Source organism: Undibacterium sp. Di26W, assembly GCF_049340265.1.
Taxonomy (GTDB): domain Bacteria; phylum Pseudomonadota; class Gammaproteobacteria; order Burkholderiales; family Burkholderiaceae_D; genus Undibacterium.
In genome coordinates, this window is the sequence record NZ_JBMPOR010000014.1 from 71,976 (window position 1) to 90,915 (window position 18,940).

The 18,940-nt window shown below is 52.8% G+C and carries 14 protein-coding genes; 7 read left to right on the top strand and 7 right to left on the bottom strand.

Annotation, left to right across the window (positions count from 1 at the left end; translation table 11 throughout):
• Window positions 1-44: 44 nt before the first annotated feature.
• The 4 genes from ACO0LM_RS16910 to ACO0LM_RS16925 are packed head-to-tail and all read right to left on the bottom strand — an operon-like array spanning window position 45 to window position 4,371.
• Window positions 45-1,217 carry an FAD-dependent monooxygenase gene (locus ACO0LM_RS16910; protein ID WP_423038417.1) on the bottom strand — a complete coding sequence of 391 codons (1,173 nt, stop codon included), beginning with the start codon at window positions 1,215-1,217 and terminating at the stop codon, window positions 45-47.
• Window positions 1,218-1,222: 5 nt separating this feature from the next.
• Complete coding sequence (locus ACO0LM_RS16915; protein ID WP_423038418.1) at window positions 1,223-2,581, bottom strand: aminopeptidase P N-terminal domain-containing protein; 1,359 nt, start codon at window positions 2,579-2,581, stop codon at window positions 1,223-1,225.
• Complete coding sequence (gene murU / locus ACO0LM_RS16920; RefSeq protein WP_423038419.1) at window positions 2,578-3,297, bottom strand: N-acetylmuramate alpha-1-phosphate uridylyltransferase MurU; 720 nt, start codon at window positions 3,295-3,297, stop codon at window positions 2,578-2,580. The genes ACO0LM_RS16915 and murU overlap by 4 nt, the downstream gene beginning before the upstream one ends.
• 9 nt (window positions 3,298-3,306) lie before the next feature.
• Complete coding sequence (locus ACO0LM_RS16925; RefSeq protein WP_423038420.1) at window positions 3,307-4,371, bottom strand: aminoglycoside phosphotransferase family protein; 1,065 nt, start codon at window positions 4,369-4,371, stop codon at window positions 3,307-3,309.
• 147 nt (window positions 4,372-4,518) lie between these two features.
• Between ACO0LM_RS16925 and ACO0LM_RS16930 the strand changes: the two genes are divergently transcribed.
• From ACO0LM_RS16930 to rsmA, 4 genes are all read left to right on the top strand, one after another.
• Window positions 4,519-6,789: an LPS-assembly protein LptD gene (locus ACO0LM_RS16930; protein ID WP_423038421.1), complete on the top strand. Its 2,271-nt coding sequence runs from the start codon at window positions 4,519-4,521 to the stop codon at window positions 6,787-6,789.
• Between the two features lie 171 nt (window positions 6,790-6,960).
• Window positions 6,961-8,340, top strand: coding sequence for a peptidylprolyl isomerase (locus ACO0LM_RS16935; RefSeq protein ID WP_423038422.1), 1,380 nt, complete (start codon window positions 6,961-6,963; stop codon window positions 8,338-8,340).
• Window positions 8,340-9,374, top strand: coding sequence for a 4-hydroxythreonine-4-phosphate dehydrogenase PdxA (gene pdxA / locus ACO0LM_RS16940; protein ID WP_423038423.1), 1,035 nt, complete (start codon window positions 8,340-8,342; stop codon window positions 9,372-9,374). The genes ACO0LM_RS16935 and pdxA overlap by 1 nt, the downstream gene beginning before the upstream one ends.
• 68 nt (window positions 9,375-9,442) lie before the next feature.
• The gene (rsmA, locus tag ACO0LM_RS16945; RefSeq protein WP_423038424.1) at window positions 9,443-10,222 is read left to right on the top strand and encodes a 16S rRNA (adenine(1518)-N(6)/adenine(1519)-N(6))-dimethyltransferase RsmA; all 780 of its coding nucleotides are present in this window, start codon (window positions 9,443-9,445) and stop codon (window positions 10,220-10,222) included.
• A gap of 58 nt (window positions 10,223-10,280) precedes the next feature.
• Here the strand turns inward: rsmA and ACO0LM_RS16950 are convergent, their stop codons facing one another.
• Window positions 10,281-10,718, bottom strand: a complete 438-nt coding sequence (locus ACO0LM_RS16950; RefSeq protein WP_422988609.1) for a response regulator — start codon at window positions 10,716-10,718, stop codon at window positions 10,281-10,283.
• A 242-nt stretch (window positions 10,719-10,960) separates the two neighbouring features.
• Between ACO0LM_RS16950 and pgi the strand changes: the two genes are divergently transcribed.
• Window positions 10,961-12,607 carry a glucose-6-phosphate isomerase gene (gene pgi, locus ACO0LM_RS16955; protein WP_423038425.1) on the top strand — a complete coding sequence of 549 codons (1,647 nt, stop codon included), beginning with the start codon at window positions 10,961-10,963 and terminating at the stop codon, window positions 12,605-12,607.
• A gap of 332 nt (window positions 12,608-12,939) precedes the next feature.
• Here pgi and ACO0LM_RS16960 read toward each other — a convergent pair whose 3' ends face one another.
• Both ACO0LM_RS16960 and ACO0LM_RS16965 read right to left on the bottom strand, forming a co-directional pair.
• Complete coding sequence (locus ACO0LM_RS16960) at window positions 12,940-13,359, bottom strand: VOC family protein (RefSeq protein ID WP_423038426.1); 420 nt, start codon at window positions 13,357-13,359, stop codon at window positions 12,940-12,942.
• A 130-nt stretch (window positions 13,360-13,489) separates the two neighbouring features.
• On the bottom strand, window positions 13,490-15,865 hold the full coding sequence (locus tag ACO0LM_RS16965; protein WP_422988603.1) for an ATPase, T2SS/T4P/T4SS family: 2,376 nt from the start codon (window positions 15,863-15,865) through the stop codon (window positions 13,490-13,492).
• A gap of 473 nt (window positions 15,866-16,338) precedes the next feature.
• Between ACO0LM_RS16965 and ACO0LM_RS16970 the strand changes: the two genes are divergently transcribed.
• Window positions 16,339-17,238 carry a 3',5'-cyclic-nucleotide phosphodiesterase gene (locus ACO0LM_RS16970; protein WP_423038427.1) on the top strand — a complete coding sequence of 300 codons (900 nt, stop codon included), beginning with the start codon at window positions 16,339-16,341 and terminating at the stop codon, window positions 17,236-17,238.
• Between the two features lie 53 nt (window positions 17,239-17,291).
• Window positions 17,292-18,932: a GAF and HD-GYP domain-containing protein gene (locus ACO0LM_RS16975; RefSeq protein WP_423038428.1), complete on the top strand. Its 1,641-nt coding sequence runs from the start codon at window positions 17,292-17,294 to the stop codon at window positions 18,930-18,932.
• Window positions 18,933-18,940 lie beyond the last annotated feature (8 nt).

An 18,940-nucleotide genomic window follows, 5' to 3' on the forward strand; every position in this document is an offset into this window, starting at 1 on the left:
TCATTTCTGTTCTTGCCGCAGCGGATATGGATGGCTGAAAATGTTCAGCGCCAGCCATACATCATCTGCTCGGCCAGCATTTTTTTTGCTGGTTTGACCAGATCCAGTGCACCTAATCCCATGCCCAGCAGGGTTTGGCTGAAAGCGCCGTCCGGGGCGCTGGCAAAGGCGCGAGCCATGCTGTCGGTGATGCGTATGGTCAGTTTTCTGTCGGCCTGGCGTTCAGCCAGATAAGCTTGCAAGGCGGTAGCGGGATCAGTCATGGCAGCCAGCGTGCGTGCCAGTACAACACTGTCGCGCAAACCCAGGTTCAGGCCTTGGCCCGCTACCGGATGCAGGGTCTGGGCGGCATTGCCGATGGTAACCGTGCGGGCCGTGGCCTGTGCCTGGGCATTCAGTCCCAGCGGGTAGGACAGGCGGGCAGAGGTCTTGATGAAATTGCCAAGACGATTGCCAAATGCTGTTTGCAGGGCTTGCCTGAATGCGGCTTCATCCAGCGCCAGCAAGTGACTGGCCTGGTCCGGCCTGACACACCATACCAGGGCATAGCCATCTTCCTGTGGCAACAGGGCCAGCGGGCCTTGTTCAGTAAAACGTTCAAATGCACGCCCGGCGATCTGGGCGTCGGTATTCACGTGGGCAATGATGGCTGTCTGCTGATAATCGTGGTGCTGTGTTCTTTGCTGCTGGTCACCAAAGGTGCCGCCTTCAGCCTGTATCACGATGCCAGCGCTGACATGGCTGATGGTTTGCGTATTCATGGCATCAGCGCGGTGCAGGCTAAGACGCACATGGTCGGGCATTTCATCAATGGCGGTAATGGTGTGTGGTCGCGTGATGGTCATGCCAGATTGCATGATTGCCTGTTGCAGCGGGCGGATGATGTCGCCATAACGTGCCACATAACCCAGTGCCGGTAAATCATAGTCGCTGGCGCGCATCAGGCTGCGGCCAAAATGGCCACGGCGTGAGACATGGATTTCGCTGATACTCGTCGCTTTGATGGGCCAGGCACCAGCAGCCTGCAAAATTTGCCGGCTGCCATACGACAGGGCGATGGAACGCGCATCATGCCCGGCCTGCTCAGCGGTTTTGCCATCGAACAGGGCAATGCGGTCCGCTTTATAGCCCTGTTGGTATAGCAGCAGGGCCAGTGCCTGGCCTACCGGGCCGGCACCGCAAATGGCGATATCCACATCATTGATGATTTGATCCATAGTTTTTATGCCTGATGCTTGCGCATTTCTGCTTCAATTTCTGCCACGGTCTTGGGCGTGTCACGACTCAGGTTCAGGTGACCGTCTGCGGTGATCAGGATATCGTCTTCTATGCGTATGCCTATGTTCCAGTATTCTTGCGGTACGCCTTCGGCAGGCCGCACATAAATGCCGGGTTCTATGGTGATAACCATACCGGCCTGCAACAGGCGGTAAGGCTTTTCGTCACCGACTTTCTCGACTTCACGATAGTTACCGACATCATGCACGTCCAGCCCCAGCCAGTGGCCGGTACCATGCATGTAGAACTGACGGTAAGCAGCACTGCTGATGGCATCATCAATACTGCCAGTCTTGTTTTTATCCAGCAGGCCAGTATCGAGCATACCCTGGGTCAATACGCGCACGGCGGCATGATGCCCATTCATATAACGCGAGCCAGGGCGGGCGCAATCCATGGCAGCCTGCTGCGCAGCCAGCACGATCTCATACAGGCGTTGCTGTGCCGTGCTGAACTTGCCATTGGCCGGAAAAGTGCGGGTGATGTCGGATGCATAGCTATCGTATTCGCAGCCAGCGTCGATCAGCACCAGATCGCCATCCTGTATCAGCGCCTGGTTGCTTTGGTAATGCAATATGCAGGCATTGCCACCGGTGGCAACGATGGAACCATAGGCAGGTGATTGCGCACCCTGACGACGGAATTCATGCAGCAGCTCGGCTTCCAGTTCATATTCATATTTACCGGGCTGGACACTGCGCATGGCACGTGCATGGGCCATGCCGGAAATATTGGCGGCACGCTGCATCAACGCGATTTCAGTGGCATCCTTGAACAGGCGCATTTCATCAATCAGCTCTCGCACATCCACCGTGATGGCTGGTGCGCGGATGCCGCTGCGGCTTTTCGCACGCACGGCTTGCAGGCTTTGCTGCAACTGTTCATCGATATGCGGTTCCATGGCGCTGCTGTAAAACAGCTTGTGGGCATCGGCCAACAGCCCTGGCAATTTTTCTGCCAGGCTGTCTATGGGGTAGGCGATGTCGAAACCAAATTCTTTTTCTGCCGCCTGCGGGCCATAGCGAAAACCATCCCAGATTTCACGTTCGGGATTTTTTTCGCGGCAAAACAAAATAGCTTGCTGTTGATCTGCATTGGCGACGAGCACGATGATGGCTTCCGGTTCATTGAAACCGGACAGGTAATAAAAATGGCTATCGTGCCGGAAAGGGAAAGTGTTGTCGTTGTTGCGTATCAATTCACGTGCAGTGGGGATGACGGCCACACCACCACCTTGCGCCAGCATGTGTGATTGCAGTTGCTGGCGGCGGCTAATATAGGCAGGCAGAGCAAGGATGCTCATGCAGATCCTTTGAAGTTCAGGGGCGCATTCAGCGCTTCCAGTTGATCAGGCGTACCCAGATTATGCCACTCGCCGCGATACAGTTCACCACCAACGCGGCCGGCATCGATATATTCGCGCAGCAAGGGGCCCAGCTTGGCATGGTCACCGGGGCGTATGGCATTGAACATCTCTGGGCGGTACACGCCGATATTGCCAAAGGTATGGCGCGGTGACCCTTCGTTTTCCAGACCCATCAGGGTCAGCGCAAAGTCACCACCAGGATGGAAGCTGGGGTTCTTGACCAGATACAGCCAGGCAATATCGCGCTTGTCTGTCGGGTGCGGATTGCCCCATGGGTCATGTTCTTCCAGCGTATTCAGGCATTCGGAAAAATTGAAATGCGGGATATAAATATCGCCCGATACCACGATGAAGGGATCGTCGCCCAGCAAGTGCAGGGCCTTGGCTATACCGCCTGCTGTTTCCAGCGCCTGTTCTTCGGCGGAGTACTGAATTTTTGCACCGAAACGTGAACCATCACCGAGGGTATCTTCTATCATGTGACCCAGGTGCGCATGGTTGATGACCAGGTCGGTGATACCGACTTTTACCAGATTCAGGATATGCCAGACGATCAGCGGCCTGCCACGCACTTTCAGCAAGGGCTTGGGGCAGGTATCTGTCAAGGGGCGCATACGTTCGCCGCGCCCGGCGGCAAGTAACATGGCTTTCATGGCGCTGCCTCAGAAGGTATAGCCAACTTGTGGCGTATTGTCTTGCAGTTCATCCAGCAGGCGCAACAGCGGGATCAGTTCCTTGTAGCGGTGTGAAGTTTTGCGTACATATTCCATGACAGTAGGGATATCGCCTATGTAATGATGTTTGCCATCACGGTGTGACAGGCGGGCGAAGATGCCAAGAATTTTCAAATGACGCTGCAAGCCCATCCATTCAAAGTCACGGTAGAAGCTGTCGATGTCGGGTGCCACGGGCAAGCCGGCGCGTCTGGCTTTTTCCCAATAGCGTATGGCCCAGTCCAGCACGATTTCTTCATCCCACTGCACGTAGGCGTCGCGTAACAGCGATACCAAGTCATAGGTGATGGGGCCGTATACGGCATCCTGGAAATCGATAATGCCGGGATTGCCCTTGTCCATCCACATCAGGTTGCGTGAATGGTAATCGCGGTGCACGTACACTTGCGGCTGTGCCAGTGCACTGGCCAGCAAGTGGTCAAATACCTTGTCCAGTGTGGCGTTTTGCGCATCAGTCAGGGTCACGCCCAGGTGTTTGGCGACATACCATTCCTTGAAAATATTCAATTCACGCAGCAGGAAAGCTCTGTCGTATTCAGGCAAGACATCCGGCTGGCTTTGCGCCTGGAACAGGATCAGGCTGTCTATGGCATCCAGATACAGCTTGTGGGCATTGTCGCTATTCAAGACCTGGCCATACGTATGCATGCCCATGTCGGTGACCAGCATAAAGCCCTGTGCTATATCATGGGCCAGCACTTCAGGCACAGTCAGGTTGATGCTTTTCAACAGATTCGCCATCTTGATGAAGGCAGCGCTATTTTCGGTCGCGGGTGGCGCATCAACAGCGATCAGGCTGTCACCGTCTTCGGTATCAATTCTATAATATTGGCGAAAGCTGGCGTCGGCAGAGGCCGCACGCATACTGGCCAGCTTCATGGCATGTCCGTTGACACCAGCAAGCCAGGTTTGCAGCGCCTGCTTGCGCTGTTCTTTTTCGGGGGAGATCGCTGCAGATGCTGCAGAATTCACTGGGATTGCTGTGGGGGACATGTATAAATAGTAATAGAGTTTAGTTTGTCTGCATACTTCAAGTGGTTTTGCCAGCATTTCACCTATAATAGGCGACTGATTTCTGGCGGATTGTCTGTATGACATCGTCCAGCATACTTGGCAAAACGCTTACTGACCACTGAATTCATGCGCAGGAAACCCGTATTATCTCATTCACCGCTGTTGTTTCCTACTATCCCGGCGATTCTGGTGTCGGTTCTTGTGCCTGCCTATTTTTCCCAGGCCATGGCGCAGACCCAGGTTTCAGGCATGACTGCCGAGGCGCAGGAGCAAAATCGGCAGGACGAAAAATCGCAGAAAGAGAAACTGCAACTTGCCAAAGCAAAACAGGACGATAAAAACGCGCCTGTGACGATACGCGCCGAATCCTTCAATGGCCGGCCAGAACGCTTTATCAAGTTTGATCGCGATGTGGAAGTCATCAAAGGCGGCACGAAGTTAAATGCGGATGAGGCCACTTACAGCAACCTCGATGATGAGGTAGATGCATCTGGCAATGTCCGCATGAATCGCTATGGTGACTGCTACAGCGGTGACAATATGCGCCTGCAACTTGATTCTGGTGCCGGTTTTGTCAGCAATCCGATTTACCGGCTGTTGCGCAATAATGCCCAGGGCAATGCCAAACGCATCGATTTTCAGGATGAAGAGCGCTCTCTCATTACCAGCGGTACTTACAGTACCTGTGAAGGCCTGAATCCGGACTGGTATTTGAAGTCAGACACGCTGAACCTGGATACCGGCCTTGACCGTGGTGTGGCAGGCAAATCAGTGGTGTATTTCCTCGGCATGCCTATCCTGGCAACCCCTTCGCTGACTTTCCCTTTGTCGGGCGCACGCCATTCCGGTTTGCTGCCGCCTATCATGGGGGCGTCATCCAAGGGCGGGCCAGAACTGACGATGCCGTATTATTTCAATATCGCCCCCAACCGTGATTTGACGGTCTACCCTAAGATGATCGCCAGACGCGGTCTGCAACTGGGGCTGGAAGGGCGCTATCTGGGCGAAACTTATTCCGGTGAAACCAGTGTTGAAGGTTTGCTGAATGACCGCGTGACGGGCACCAACCGCTATGCAGTGGCTTCCGTGCATCAGCAAAAGTTGCTGCCGCAACTGGATTTTTCATGGAATATCAATACAGCGTCGGATGATAACTATCCCACCGATTTTTCCCGCACTATCACCAAGACCGCCCAGCGCCTGTTGCTGCGTGAAGCCAATCTGACCTATTTCGGTTCGTTCTGGAGTCTGGCACTCAGGACCTCGAACTACCAGGTCCTGCAGGATCTGGCCTCGCCGATTGATCGTCCTTATGACCGTTTACCACAGTTGCAACTGCATGCAGAGCAGCATGATGTGGCGGGTCTGGACTGGTCGATGGACACCATTGTGACGCGTTTCTGGCATCCGACCCTGGTGCGTGGCGACCGCACGGTGATCAATCCCAGCGTGTCTTTGCCCATGGTGCAGGCGGGTGCTTTCATTATCCCGAAAATTTCCTTCCATGCGACCAATTACCATCTGGTGAATCCGGCACCGGGACAGGAATCTGATTTCCATCGTGCCGTACCAACTTTTTCTGTCGATAGCGGCCTGGTATTTGAACGCAAGACACGGATGTTTGATACCGACCTGACGCAGACGCTGGAACCGCGCCTGTTCTATGTGAATACGCCTTACCGCGACCAGTCGAACATGCCAAATTTTGACAGTGCGGTCGCCGATTTCAATTTTGCCCAGATTTTCAGTGAAAACCGCTTCACCGGTCAGGACCGCATAGGGGATTCCAACCAGATCACGGCGGCCCTGATTTCGCGCTTTATTGAAGGCAATGGCGATGAAAGTCTGAAACTGGCGATAGGCCAGCGCTTTTATTTCAATACCCAGAAAGTCACGCTGGACAATACCGTCAGCCCAAGTCGTTCTGATCTGTTGCTGGCAGCCATAGGCAAGTTATCATCCACCCTGAGTGGCGAGATGGCCTTGCAACTGAGCCAGACTGACCGCCAGTCGGTGCGCTCCAACTATGGTATCCGCTGGCAGCCATCGCCTAAAAAAGTGTTGAACCTGGCGTATCGTTACCAGCGCAACTCGCTGGAGCAGGTGGATCTGTCGGCGCAGTGGCCGATGGCAGACCGCTGGTATATGGTAGGTCGCAGCAATTATTCGATCATGGATAAACGCATGGTGGATGGTTTGCTGGGCTTTGAATACAAGGCAGATTGCTGGTCTTTGCGTTTCCTTGCGCAACGTTTTGCCACGAACAGTGTCAATAACACGTCGGGCTTCTCGATTCAGCTGGAATTGAATGGCCTGGCTCGTCTGGGCTTTGGTGGCAATCCAATTGATGCCTTGAGGAAAAATATTTCGGGTTATCAGCCGATCAATGAACGGTAGATATTTTTTGCTGTAATAACAATTGTAGTAGCCGTCACCGGCGATTGAATGGCCTGCGCTGTTTATGAAACGGGTGCTAACGTGTATATTGCAACTTTTGCCCGGTGTCGATGTTCAGACACGTGACCAGGCGTAACAGGATTTTGGATCGATATGCGACATTTATTGCAAATGAAACAATGTAAATTTCTCTCAGTATTCGCGGTTTCTGCCGGCTTGCTTGTCAGCCCGGTGGCATGGTCGCAAGTTAAAATCAATCCAGTCGTCCCGCCTGCACCTGCCGTCAAGCCCAAGCCAGCACAGACGAACGGCAAGTCGCAAGTCATCAATACCATCGTGGTAGTGGTGAATGATGAAGTGATTACCCGTCAGGAATTGAATGAGCGCTTGCTGGCCGTAGAAGCAAACCTGAAAAAGCAGGGCACACCCTTGCCTGACCGTGCTGATCTGCAAAAGCAATTACTTGAACGCATGATTGTTAATCGTGCGCAAATGCAGCTGGCAAAAGAAAATGGCATGCGTGTTGACGATGTGATGCTGGACCGCACCATGTTGCGCCTGGCGGAACAAAACAAGATGTCCATGACCGAGTTCCGCAACCAGATCGAACGCGAAGGTACGTCCTACGCCAAGTTCCGTGAAGAAATGCGTGACGATATCCTGATGCAGCGTATCCGCGACCGTGAAGTTGACAGCAAGATCCAGGTATCTGAAACAGAGATCGACAATTACCTGGCTGCAGAAGCCAGTTCCAAGTCAGGCAAACAAGAGTTGAATCTGGCACACATCCTGGTCAGCATTCCGGAAAACGCCTCTTCTGAACAAATTGCCCTGCGTCGCAAACGCGCTGAAGAAGTGCTGGAAAAACTGCGTGGCGGTGCAGACTTTGCCAAGCTTGCGGTGACTTATTCTGACAGTTCCGAAGCACTCAAGGGTGGCGATATCGGCTGGCGTGAGCAAGACCGTTTGCCACAATTGTTTGTTGATGCCATCAGCAAAGTGAAGGTTGGCGAAGTATCCGATATCGTGCGCAGCCCGAATGGTTTTCATATTGTCAAAGTCAATGGCAAGCGTGCCATGAATGACAGCAAGGCTGCCGCCGTTGAGCAACAAACCCGTGCCCGCCACATCCTGCTGAAAGTCAGCCAGATCGTGACGGAGGCTGAAGCACGTCAGAAACTGATGGAATTCAAAAGAAAGATAGAAGCCAAAGAGGCGACTTTTGAAGACCTGGCCAAAGCCAATTCCGTCGACGGTTCTGCTTCCAAAGGCGGTGATCTGGGTTGGATTTTTCCAGGTGTCACCGTGCCTGAATTTGAACAGGTTATGGATAAGCTGGCCATCAACCAGATCAGCGACCCAGTCACCTCACAGTTTGGCGTTCACATCATTCAAGTACTGGAACGAAAAACTGACGAGCTGTCGAAAGACCGCCAGCGTATTGCTGCTCGTCAGGCTGTGCGTGAACGCAAGGCTGATGAAGCCTTACAGGATTGGTTACGCGAAATTCGCGATCGCGCATACGTGGAATATCGCCTGGAAGACAAATAATGCCACAGCCCAGTTTGCCGGTGATCGCGGTGACCGTAGGGGAACCAGCCGGCATCGGGCCTGAAATATCCATTGCCGCAGCCTGGCAGTTGCGGCAAGAAGTAAGACCGGTCTTGATAGGCGACGCCGCTTATCTGGCCATGCTGGCAGCGGAGATCAATCCTGATATCAATCTCATGGGGGTGTCTTTGCAGGCTTTGCGCAATCAGGGCCTGCCCGCCTGTGGCACAGACAGGCTGACAGTGATTGACTGCCCTCTGAATGCCCATGTGATTGCCGGCCATCTGGATGCGCGCAATGGCCGTTCTGTCTTGCAAACCCTGGATGTGGCAATTGAAAGTGTGCAGCAGCACTGGTGTGATGCCATTGTCACCGCACCGCTGCAAAAAAGTACCATCAATGATGCCGGTGTTCCTTTTAGCGGACATACCGAATATTTCGCCGAAAAAACCAATACTGGTCGCGTAGTCATGATGCTGGCGAGTCAAGCCAATGCCCAGTTGCCGCAGCCCTTGCGGGTCGCCCTGGCAACCACGCATCTGCCCTTGCGACAGGTGGCAGACGCTATCCAGTTTGATGATTTGCTGCGTACGCTGGAAATTATCCATGCTGATCTGCGCGACAAATTCGGTATCGCGGCACCACGCATACTGGTGGCCGGGCTGAACCCGCATGCGGGTGAGAATGGCTATCTGGGGCGGGAAGAAATTGACGTTATCACGCCCGTCATCAGGCAGGCGCAGCAAGCAGGCATGCAAGTCAGTGGCCCGTATCCGGCCGATACCCTGTTCCAGCAAAAATACCTGGAGCAGGCCGACTGCGTGCTGGCCATGTATCACGACCAGGGTTTGCCGGTATTGAAACATGCCAGCTTTGGACTGGGCGTGAATATCACCCTGGGCTTACCCCTGATACGCACCTCGGTCGATCATGGTACGGCGCTGGACTTGGCGGCGCAGGGCGTTGGGCTCGCAGATATCAGTAGTATGATGGTGGCCATACGTGTTGCGGCCAGCATGGTAAAAACGCATTAGCAGAATTGGCACGATCTTGCCTTGTCGATTCGGCAGGGACAAGCAGGTTCCAGCCTCAAAGAAATAATATGAAACATATCCCACGTAAACGTTTTGGTCAGAATTTTTTGACTGACGATCTGGTATTGAGCCAGATCATTCGCGCCATCCATCCGCAGCCCGGCCAGAGCATGGTCGAAATCGGCCCCGGCCTGGCGGCCATGACACGCCTGTTGCTGGCGGACCTGGATCACCTGCATGTGGTGGAACTGGATCGTGACCTGGTGGCGCGCCTGAAGAAGAATTTTTCCGCAGAAAAACTGACTGTGCATGAGGGCGACGCCCTGGCATTTGATTTTTCCAGCATTACCGTGCCAGCCGGGCAGAAGCTGCGCGTGGTCGGCAATTTACCGTATAACATTTCCAGCCCGCTCTTGTTCCATCTGGCCGAATTTGCCCATCTGGTACAAGACCAGCATTTCATGCTGCAAAAGGAGGTCGTGGAGCGCATGGTGGCAGACCCGGGCAGCAAGACCTATGGCCGCCTGTCGGTCATGCTGCAGGTGCGCTACCACATGGAGTTGATGTTTATCGTGCCGCCGGAAGCGTTTGATCCGCCGCCACGGGTCGAATCTGCCATTGTGCGCATGATACCCAAGCCGGGTGCCTTTCCTTGCGATATCAAAAAACTGGAAGAAGTCGTCACCAAGGCGTTTTCCCAAAGACGCAAGGTGGTACGCAATTGCGTCGCCGGCTTGCTGACGGAAGCGGATCTGGTCGCCTGCGGGGTGGATCCTCAGGGCCGTCCAGAGACCTTGTCGCTGGAAGCTTATGTTGCCATGGCGAATCTGCTCAGCGCACGCGGATAGCGCAATCTGGCATGGCGTTTGACTCAGCTTTTTGTATTATGCCAATTCCTGACGCACCTTAAAACCCCGGTTGTTTCCAGTTCTTGCGGCGATCAATCAAGTACTTTAGCGGTCTGTATGACTTCGTCAGCAGGTTGTTCATATTCTCCAACACCGTTGCCGGGTTAAAAGGCTTGACGATGAAACCGCTGGCACCACTCTTGATGGCTTTGATCACGGTTTCTTTTTTGTTGCTGCCTGTAACCATCAGTACCACGGTTTCCGGTGATATTCTCTTGATGTGGTCGAGGATAACCAGCCCGTCAATGTCGGGCATCATGACATCCAGGCACACCACTTCGGGAATGGTTTTTTCTATCCACTCAATGGCAGTGAGGCCATTGTTGGCTTCACCTACGACATTGAATTGTTCGCTCTCAAGGATATGACGCAGCATCGAGCGACTGATGTCATTGTCATCCACAATCAAGATACCGATATCCTGTTTACTCAGCATGACCATCCTTTTCTGTCAGGCTAATCTTGTTGACATTCTTGCCCTATGTCATTTTCGCTACAGAACTACCGCGATGTAACATAGGTTAACACAGCCTAATGTTTATTTTAACAATAATTAGCCTCGCCGCATGCATAATTGTCTTGAATCGTGCTGATGCTGTCACAGCCCAGGCTTCCTCCAGACCATGCTAATCTAGTTAAAGTGCGTAGAAAGCTCACCTTTACAGGCCCAGGAAAAATATGAACATTACCCACACGCCCGAATGGCAGGCATTGCTGGCGCATCAACAGCGTCTGGAGCATAAGCATTTGCGCGAGCTGTTTGCTGCCGACGCCGGCAGGTTTGCCCATTTCTCGGCGGAGCTGGATGGCTTGCTGGTGGATTATTCCAAGCAACGCATAGACCAGCCCGCACTCGATAGTCTGATGTCGCTGGCACGCCTGTCGAATGTAGAAAGCTGGCGTGACCGTATGTTTGCCGGTGAAAAAATCAATATCAGCGAAGACCGGGCCGTGTTGCATACGGCCCTGCGCCATTCCGATTTCACACCTTTCCCGAATGCTGAACATGATGTCATGCCGCAAGTCAGGGCCGTGCGCAAGCAGATGCGCGATATCGTCGAGCGTGTACGCAGCGGCCTGTGGCGCGGTTTCAAGGGCGATGCCATACAGAATATCGTGAACATAGGCATAGGCGGCTCTGACCTCGGGCCCAAGCTGGCCACCCGTGCGCTATCTGCCATGCAGCATCCGGGGCTGACTTTTTACTATGTGTCGAATCTGGACAGTGCTCATCTTGCCCCCTTGCTGGAAAAACTGGACCCGCGCACGACCCTGTTTATCGTCGCCTCCAAGACCTTCACCACGCAGGAAACCAGCATCAATGCCCAGACCGCCCGCACCTGGCTGATGGCGGCAGCGATGGAAGAATGGGCGGTGGCCAAGCATTTCATTGCGGTAACATCCAGTCCCGATAAGGCGCATGAATTCGGCATCCCTGACAGTAATATCTTGCAAATCTGGGATTGGGTGGGGGGGCGTTATTCCCTGTGGTCTGCGGTCGGCCTGTCGGTGGCGCTGGCCATAGGCATGAGTGGTTTCGAGCGCATGCTCGCAGGTGCCGAAACCATGGACAAGCACTTCCGCCAGGCACCGCTGGAAAACAATCTGCCGGTGCTGCTGGCCCTGATTTCGATCTGGAACACCAATTTCCTCGGGGCTGAGACCACTGCCATCCTGCCGTATAACGAATCGATTCGCCATTTGCCTGCCTTTTTGCAGCAACTGGAAATGGAATCAAATGGCAAGACCGTCAGCCGTGATGGCGAAGCCCTGACTTGCCGTGCCAACCCCATCGTCTGGGGTGAGATTGGCGTCAATGGCCAGCATGCCTTCTTCCAGTTACTGCACCAGGGCGGCTGGCTGATCCCTTGCGATTTTGTGGTGGCAGCTTCCAGTGATTACCCTTTGCCGGGTCACCAGGCACCCTTGCTGGCAAACTGCCTGGCGCAGAGCGCTGCGCTGGCATTTGGCAAGACCGAAAGCCAGGCACGGGAAGAGTTGTCACAGGCCGGCCTCAGTGACGCACATATCGCCAAGCTCTTGCCGCACAAGGTGTTTGCCGGCAACCAGCCATCTACTACCATCCTGATGCCCAGCCTCGACCCTTTTCAGTTAGGCATGCTGCTGGCCTTGTACGAACATAAAGTATTCGTGCAGGGCGTGATCTGGGGAATCAATTCTTTCGACCAGTGGGGTGTGGAACTGGGCAAACAATTGGCCAATAAGCTGTTACCGGCGATCTTGGGGAACCAGGAATACGATTCCAATCTTGATACATCTACCAGCGGCCTGATTGCCTATTTCCGCCGGCATGGGCACGTGTAGAGTAATGTGTGGATATCCGTTTATGAACAGCACAGACAGAATGCAAGATTAAGTTAAAACTCCTCGAAAGCCAGTTTGTAATGTTGACGCACGGCATCTCGATTGATATAAAGAAACATCATTAATCAATTCGGAGGTGGGCTTATGTGGACCGGTATTTTGAGTGTCATCTCTGCGGTTATCGTTGTTAGCATGGTAGTCCTGATTCGCGCCATGAATAAGGAAGCACGTCGTCCTGACTATAAAAACTGAATCTTTGATTGATGAAGAATTAAAAAACGCAGACCAGGGTCTGCGTTTTTTGTTTGAGCGCCAGCAGCCAGTGTTACTAGTTACCAGTTACCAGTGTTTTGCATTGATGCCCATGGTTCAGCCGGGGCCAATGGCTCGCCCGCCTGCAACAGTTCTATCGAAATATTGTCTGGTGAGCGGACAAAGGCCATGTGACCGTCGCGCGGTGGGCGGTTGATCACAACGCCATGGTCCGTCAGACGCTGGCAAGCCTGGTAGATGTTATCCACGCGGTAAGCCAGGTGGCCGAAGTTGCGGCCGCCGGTATATACTTCCGGGTCCCAGTTATAGGTCAGTTCCACCTGTGCATCATGGTCGCCCGGCGCTGCCAGGTACGCCAGGGTAAACCGGCCTTTTGGATATTCTTTTTGATGCACCAGTTCCAGCCCCAGCGCATCGCGGTAAAACCGCATCGAGGCGTCGAGGTCGGTAACACGGACCATGGTGTGCAGGTATTTCATGTGTGCTTTCTGGAAATAAATTCTCGTAATAGGTGTTGAAAATAAGTTTAAAAAATGAGTTTGAAAATAAGTTCTGAAAATGAGAATGGCTGCGATCTCAAATCAGAAATTGTAGCCTATGCGCAAAAAATTATTTGATGCACACTATCCTGACCTGCTTCATGTCAGTCAGGCCGGACAAGACTTTTTCTATGCCATCCATTTTCAGCGTCAGCATGCCATCTGCCAGCGCTGCTGTCAGCAATTCTGAAACACGCGCATGGTCCTGTATCAGCTTTTTGACGATGTCATTTGCCACCATCAGTTCATGCAGGCCCAGCCGGCCTTTATAGCCGTTGGAGCAATGCTCGCAACCAACTGCCTTGTACAGGGTGAATTTACCCTGCTTGTCGGCATACAGTGATTGCCAGGTGGTAAACACCTTTTTCTTGGCTTCCAGCGCGTTCTTGGTAAATGCCTCGGTGTTGAGCAACTCTACACAGTATTCATCGAGCAGGTCCTTCATTTCTTCCTTGCCCGGGTTGTACGCCACTTTGCATTTGCCGCACAGCCGCTTGGTCAGCCTTTGCGCCAGGATGCCCAGCAGGGCATCGGCAAAATTGAAGGGGTCCATGCCCATGTCCAGCAGGCGCACGATGGATTCCGGCGCGCTGTTGGTATGCAGGGTCGCCAGCACCATATGGCCAGTCAGAGACGCTTCCAGGCCGATGGCGACGGTTTCCTTGTCACGCATTTCGCCGACCATGATGATGTCCGGATCTGCCCGCAAGAAGGCCCGCATGACGGTGGCGAAATCCATGCCGGCCTTGCGGTTGACCTGCACCTGGCGCAAACCTTTCTGGGTAATTTCTACCGGGTCTTCTGCCGTCCAGATTTTGGTTTCAGGCGTATTCAGGTGGCTCAATACAGAATGCAGGGTAGTTGTTTTACCCGAGCCGGTGGGGCCGCAGACAAAGAACAGGCCATAGGGTTTGCTGACCACCTGTTTCAGGCGTTCGAGGTTGTACGGCAAGATGCCCAGTTTATCCAGCGGAATAGGTTCACCGGCTGCCAGGATACGCATGACCACGTCTTCCATACCGCCTGAAGACGGAATGGTGGCTACCCGCAATTCGATATCGTAAGGGCCGTATTTTTTGAACTTGATCTTGCCATCCTGTGGCTTGCGGCGTTCAGAGATATCAAGATCACACATGATCTTGATACGTGCCAGCAGTGAATTGCGGTAACTGGCAGGTATCTCGATATAGGGTGACAGCGAACCATCCTTGCGGAAGCGAATCAGGGTTTTTTCTTTGCCGGGACGAGGTTCAATATGGATGTCGGACGCTCCTTGCTGATAGGCATCGATGATGATCTTGTTGATCAGCTTGACCAGTTCGTTTTCAACCGCAGCCGAAATTTCCACGGCGGATTGGCCACCGCCGTGTTCGTCGTCCTCATCTTCCATGCCCGACAGCAGATCATCAACCGAGCCGGTATCGGCCACGCCACCAAAGAACTGGTCTATGGTCTGGCGGAATTCTTTTTTGGTGGTGACCTTGTAATTGATCTTCGAGGTGGCAAAGACATGATTCACCACGTGGGTGGTGTTGATATGCTCGGGATCAATTGCCAGGACGGTCAGGCCATTCTGGTCTTCCGTGATGGGTAACCAGGAATTTTGTTCCACGTACTGGCGCTTGAGCCGCTTGACCAGGTCGACCGGTACCAGGCGTTCAGGCTTGAAAGGTTCGTAAGGCACATTGAAATATTTTGCCAGTGCCTGGCCAAGGCTGGCAATAGGGATATCAAACTCGTCGGTCAGCACGTCTTCCAGATCCAGCAAATTCCTGCGGGCAGAACTGACGGCCAGTTCCAGTTCTGGTGCCGCAATGATTGCCTCGGATACCAGAAAATCAAATTTGGTGCGCGGGGTGTTGGTCGGCAGGGCCTTGCTTTTTTGCGAAAACGCAACAGCCAGGGTTTCGCACAGGGCTTGTACACCTTCCGCCGCAATATCGGTAAACGCGTCGCCAAAGCGGTGATTGATGAATTGCACCACGCCCAGCAATTCCTTGCTTTGCCCGTCGACTATGGGTGCCACCAGCATTTGCTTGGTGCGGTAGCCAGTGCGCTGGTCAACCGCACGCTGGAATTTCAGCGTTGGCGAATGCGAGCGCAACTCGTTTTCGTCATACACATCGCGCAGGCTGATCATGCTGCGGGTCAGGGCAACATGGCCGGCAATACTTTGTTCAGAAATCGACAGGCGCAGGTCCTTGAAGGAATTCAGGCCAGTCTTGATCTTGGAAATCAGCGTGGTTTTGTCTTGTGCCACCACATAAATGGTCAGGCGATCACAGTCAAAGAGGTCGCAGATATCCTGGGACACGTCCAGCATGATCTGGTCAAGCGCATCCGCACCATGAATTTTATTGGTCAGCGCCTGGAGTTTTTTAAAGAACAGCAGGCGATGATCGACGCCTTCTTTGGGTGCATGTGCGATGTTGCCGGTAACCGCCATTCTTTTTCCTTGATTTGACTAATTCGTCAGCTAAATTATGAAGCAGAGAGCGATTGTCTGACCAACAATCCAGCTACTGTTGCTTACAAGTGCTACACCTGAGTGCCAGTTTGTACAAAAATGTATCATGGAAGTGCATGTATGACCAGAATGCAAAAGATTTCCCCAGCGCTGAAGACATAATTTTGCCGGTTGAGGTGGTTTTTTCCAGAATACAGGCCTATTCCTTGCCTCTTATTGTTCTGGCATGATGGGAAATGCGGCAAGTCCGTGGTTTGACCGCCACTAAATTTCGTTGTCCCCAAAGAAAGTGTTAAGCTAGGTTAGTGCAGTTTGCTTAAAAGACAGGTCAACACGCAGTAGAGAACTGTTACAGACCACCCGTCTTTTTCTTGAGGCTGCCTGTTGTAAATAGAGTGGTCAGTACTTACGCAAAATCGTCCCGGCAAGCTTATCGCTTTAGGAAACATCCCTTGAAGGGGATATTTGTTAAGTCGGCAGACAACGTGTTGTCTGAAACCCCGACTACACCGCAACTGGGGCGGTTTTGTGTAAGTCCTGGTGGTTTTAATTCACTGCCAAAACAATGGCTCACTATTTCTGTGTCTATGAAATTAAAAATTCTTGGCTGCGCGGGCGGTATCGGCGGAAAAGAGCCAAATACAACCTGTATGCTGGTGGACGACGATCTGCTGGTGGATGCCGGCACCGGCCTGGCTAACTTGAGCATAGAGCAACTGGTTGCCATTGACCATGTGTTCATCAGCCACTGCCATCTTGATCACGTTGCCGGGCTGGCGCTGTTGATGGATGCCGTGTTTGGCAAAAGAAGCGCACCAGTCATCATTCACGCCAGTCCAGAGGTGGTGCTGGCATTGAAAACCCATATCTTTAATTGGGTGATCTGGCCTGATTTTGCCAGTTTGCCCAATGCAGAACAGCCATCCATGCGGTTTGAAGAAATGCCGGCTGGCAGTACGCTGACTCTGGGCGACCGCATTATCAGCTCGCATCCGGTCAACCATACCCCGGGTTCGGTAGGGTATTGGATCAGAAACAGTGATGCCGGCTTCCTGTTCACCGGTGACATGGCGACCACCCCCGATTTATGGGACGTAATGAAAAATGAAACAGCCTTGCGCCAGGTGATCGTGGATTGTTCTTTCCCGGATGCAGAAGCAGAACTGGCGCACATATCCAGACATTTTTGCCCGAGTGCATTGTTGCAGGATATTCAGGGCATGCCTGAAGCCGTGGATTTTTTGATTTACCACCTCAAGCCAGGACAGGAAACACAGATCATGTCCGAACTGGAAGCGACACGTCCAGGCAAATTTACCGCATTGAGAGCGGGCGACAGTTTTCTATTTTGATGCGACAGGTCAGCCGATAGTCGCTTACAGTTTTTGATTTGGAGAAAGTGAACATGACTGCATTGAGCAGTAGTGAGATTGCACAACGTCTGGAAAAACTCACCGAGTTGAGTCTGGAATTGAGCAATAATCACGACACACCTTTATTGCTTGAAAATATATTGCGTTCAGCGAAAAGCATGACCTATGCTGACGGCGGTACTCTGTATCGCACCAGCAAGGACAAGAAGAGCCTGTGCTTCAATATCTCCTTGAATGACACACTTAACATGTATCAGGGCGGTGTCAAAGGGCAGGCGGTGGATATTCCAAATATCCCCCTGGTCGATGACAACGGCGTCAAAAACCTGAGTGCTGTGGCAGCCTACGCGGCCAACTATAAACTGTCAGTGAATATCCAGGACGTGTACACCGTTGGCGTGTTCAATTTCTCAGGCACCCGCAATTTTGACCAGCAATTCAATTACCACACCAAATCCCTGCTGACCGTACCCATGCATGATCACGAGGGCGAATTGATCGGTGTGCTGCAACTGATCAATGCGACAGATCCCGAAACCGGTGAACCATGCCTGTTTACCGAAACCGACCAGCGTTTTATTGAAGCCCTGGCATCCCAGGCAGCGATTGCCCTGACCAACCAGCAACTTATTTCGCAACTGGAAAATCTGTTCGTATCCCTGGTGCACCTGATCAATATCGGTATTGATGAAAAATCGCCGCATACAGGCAGGCATTGCCAGCATGTACCTGAACTGACCATGATGCTGGCCAGTGCCGTGCATGAAACCCGGTCTGGTCCGCTGGCCCATTTTGTCATGACAGACAAGGACCGCAAGGAACTATGGATGGCTGGCATCCTGCACGATTGTGGCAAGATTTCCACCCCGGTACATGTGGTTGAAAAATCGACCAAGCTGGAAACCATTTTTGACCGCATCCACTTGCTGGATACCCGTTTTGAAATATTGAAACGTGATGCCGAAATACGGATGTTGAAGAGCAAATGCTTGCTGTATCAGGCCGATGTCAAGAATGAAGTCCTGGCGACAGAACTGGAGCATGATTTACAGACCGAACTGACCAGGATAGAAGAGGCGCGGCAATTTTTAAAAAAGTTGAATCTTGGTTCGGAAAGAACCAGTCAGGAAGATCTGGACAGAGTTGCTGAAATCGCCAACTGGCAATGGACCAGCCCGGATGGCACCAGCAGCACCTTCCTCAGTGCCGATGAAATGGAGAACCTGTCCGTCCGTGGCGGCACCCTGAATGCCGCAGAACGGGCCATCATCAATAACCATATCGTCACCACCATCAAGATGCTGGAAGCTTTGCCCTGGCCCAAGCATTTGCAGAACGTACCTGAATACGCAGGGGGACATCATGAACGCATGGATGGCAAAGGGTATCCGCGCGGCTTGCATGGCGAACAGATGTCGGTACAGGCCAAGATCATGGCAATTGCCGATATCTTTGAAGCCCTGACCGCTAAAGACAGACCCTACAAGGACGGCAAGACCCTGACCGAATCCCTGCGCATTCTGGGTAGCTTTGCCCTGAACGGCCATATTGACCCAGACCTGTTTGATATCTTCGTCAGGAAAAAAGTCTACCTGACGTATGCCGAAAAATTCATGGACCGGACGCAGATCGACAATGTGGATGAAAGTGGAATACCTGGTTACAGACCGTGAGACTTGAT

Coding starts and splice junctions, on each gene's coding strand:
- ACO0LM_RS16915 (WP_423038418.1), bottom strand. CDS start 2,581: ATGAGCATCCTTGCTCTGCCTGCCTATATTAGCCGCCGCCAGCAACTG.
- ACO0LM_RS16925 (WP_423038420.1), bottom strand. CDS start 4,371: ATGTCCCCCACAGCAATCCCAGTGAATTCTGCAGCATCTGCAGCGATC.
- ACO0LM_RS16965 (WP_422988603.1), bottom strand. CDS start 15,865: ATGGCGGTTACCGGCAACATCGCACATGCACCCAAAGAAGGCGTCGAT.
- pdxA (WP_423038423.1), top strand. CDS start 8,340: ATGCCACAGCCCAGTTTGCCGGTGATCGCGGTGACCGTAGGGGAACCA.
- ACO0LM_RS16975 (WP_423038428.1), top strand. CDS start 17,292: ATGACTGCATTGAGCAGTAGTGAGATTGCACAACGTCTGGAAAAACTC.
- murU (WP_423038419.1), bottom strand. CDS start 3,297: ATGAAAGCCATGTTACTTGCCGCCGGGCGCGGCGAACGTATGCGCCCC.
- ACO0LM_RS16910 (WP_423038417.1), bottom strand. CDS start 1,217: ATGGATCAAATCATCAATGATGTGGATATCGCCATTTGCGGTGCCGGC.
- ACO0LM_RS16950 (WP_422988609.1), bottom strand. CDS start 10,718: ATGCTGAGTAAACAGGATATCGGTATCTTGATTGTGGATGACAATGAC.
- ACO0LM_RS16930 (WP_423038421.1), top strand. CDS start 4,519: ATGCGCAGGAAACCCGTATTATCTCATTCACCGCTGTTGTTTCCTACT.
- ACO0LM_RS16960 (WP_423038426.1), bottom strand. CDS start 13,359: ATGAAATACCTGCACACCATGGTCCGTGTTACCGACCTCGACGCCTCG.
- rsmA (WP_423038424.1), top strand. CDS start 9,443: ATGAAACATATCCCACGTAAACGTTTTGGTCAGAATTTTTTGACTGAC.
- pgi (WP_423038425.1), top strand. CDS start 10,961: ATGAACATTACCCACACGCCCGAATGGCAGGCATTGCTGGCGCATCAA.
- ACO0LM_RS16935 (WP_423038422.1), top strand. CDS start 6,961: ATGAAACAATGTAAATTTCTCTCAGTATTCGCGGTTTCTGCCGGCTTG.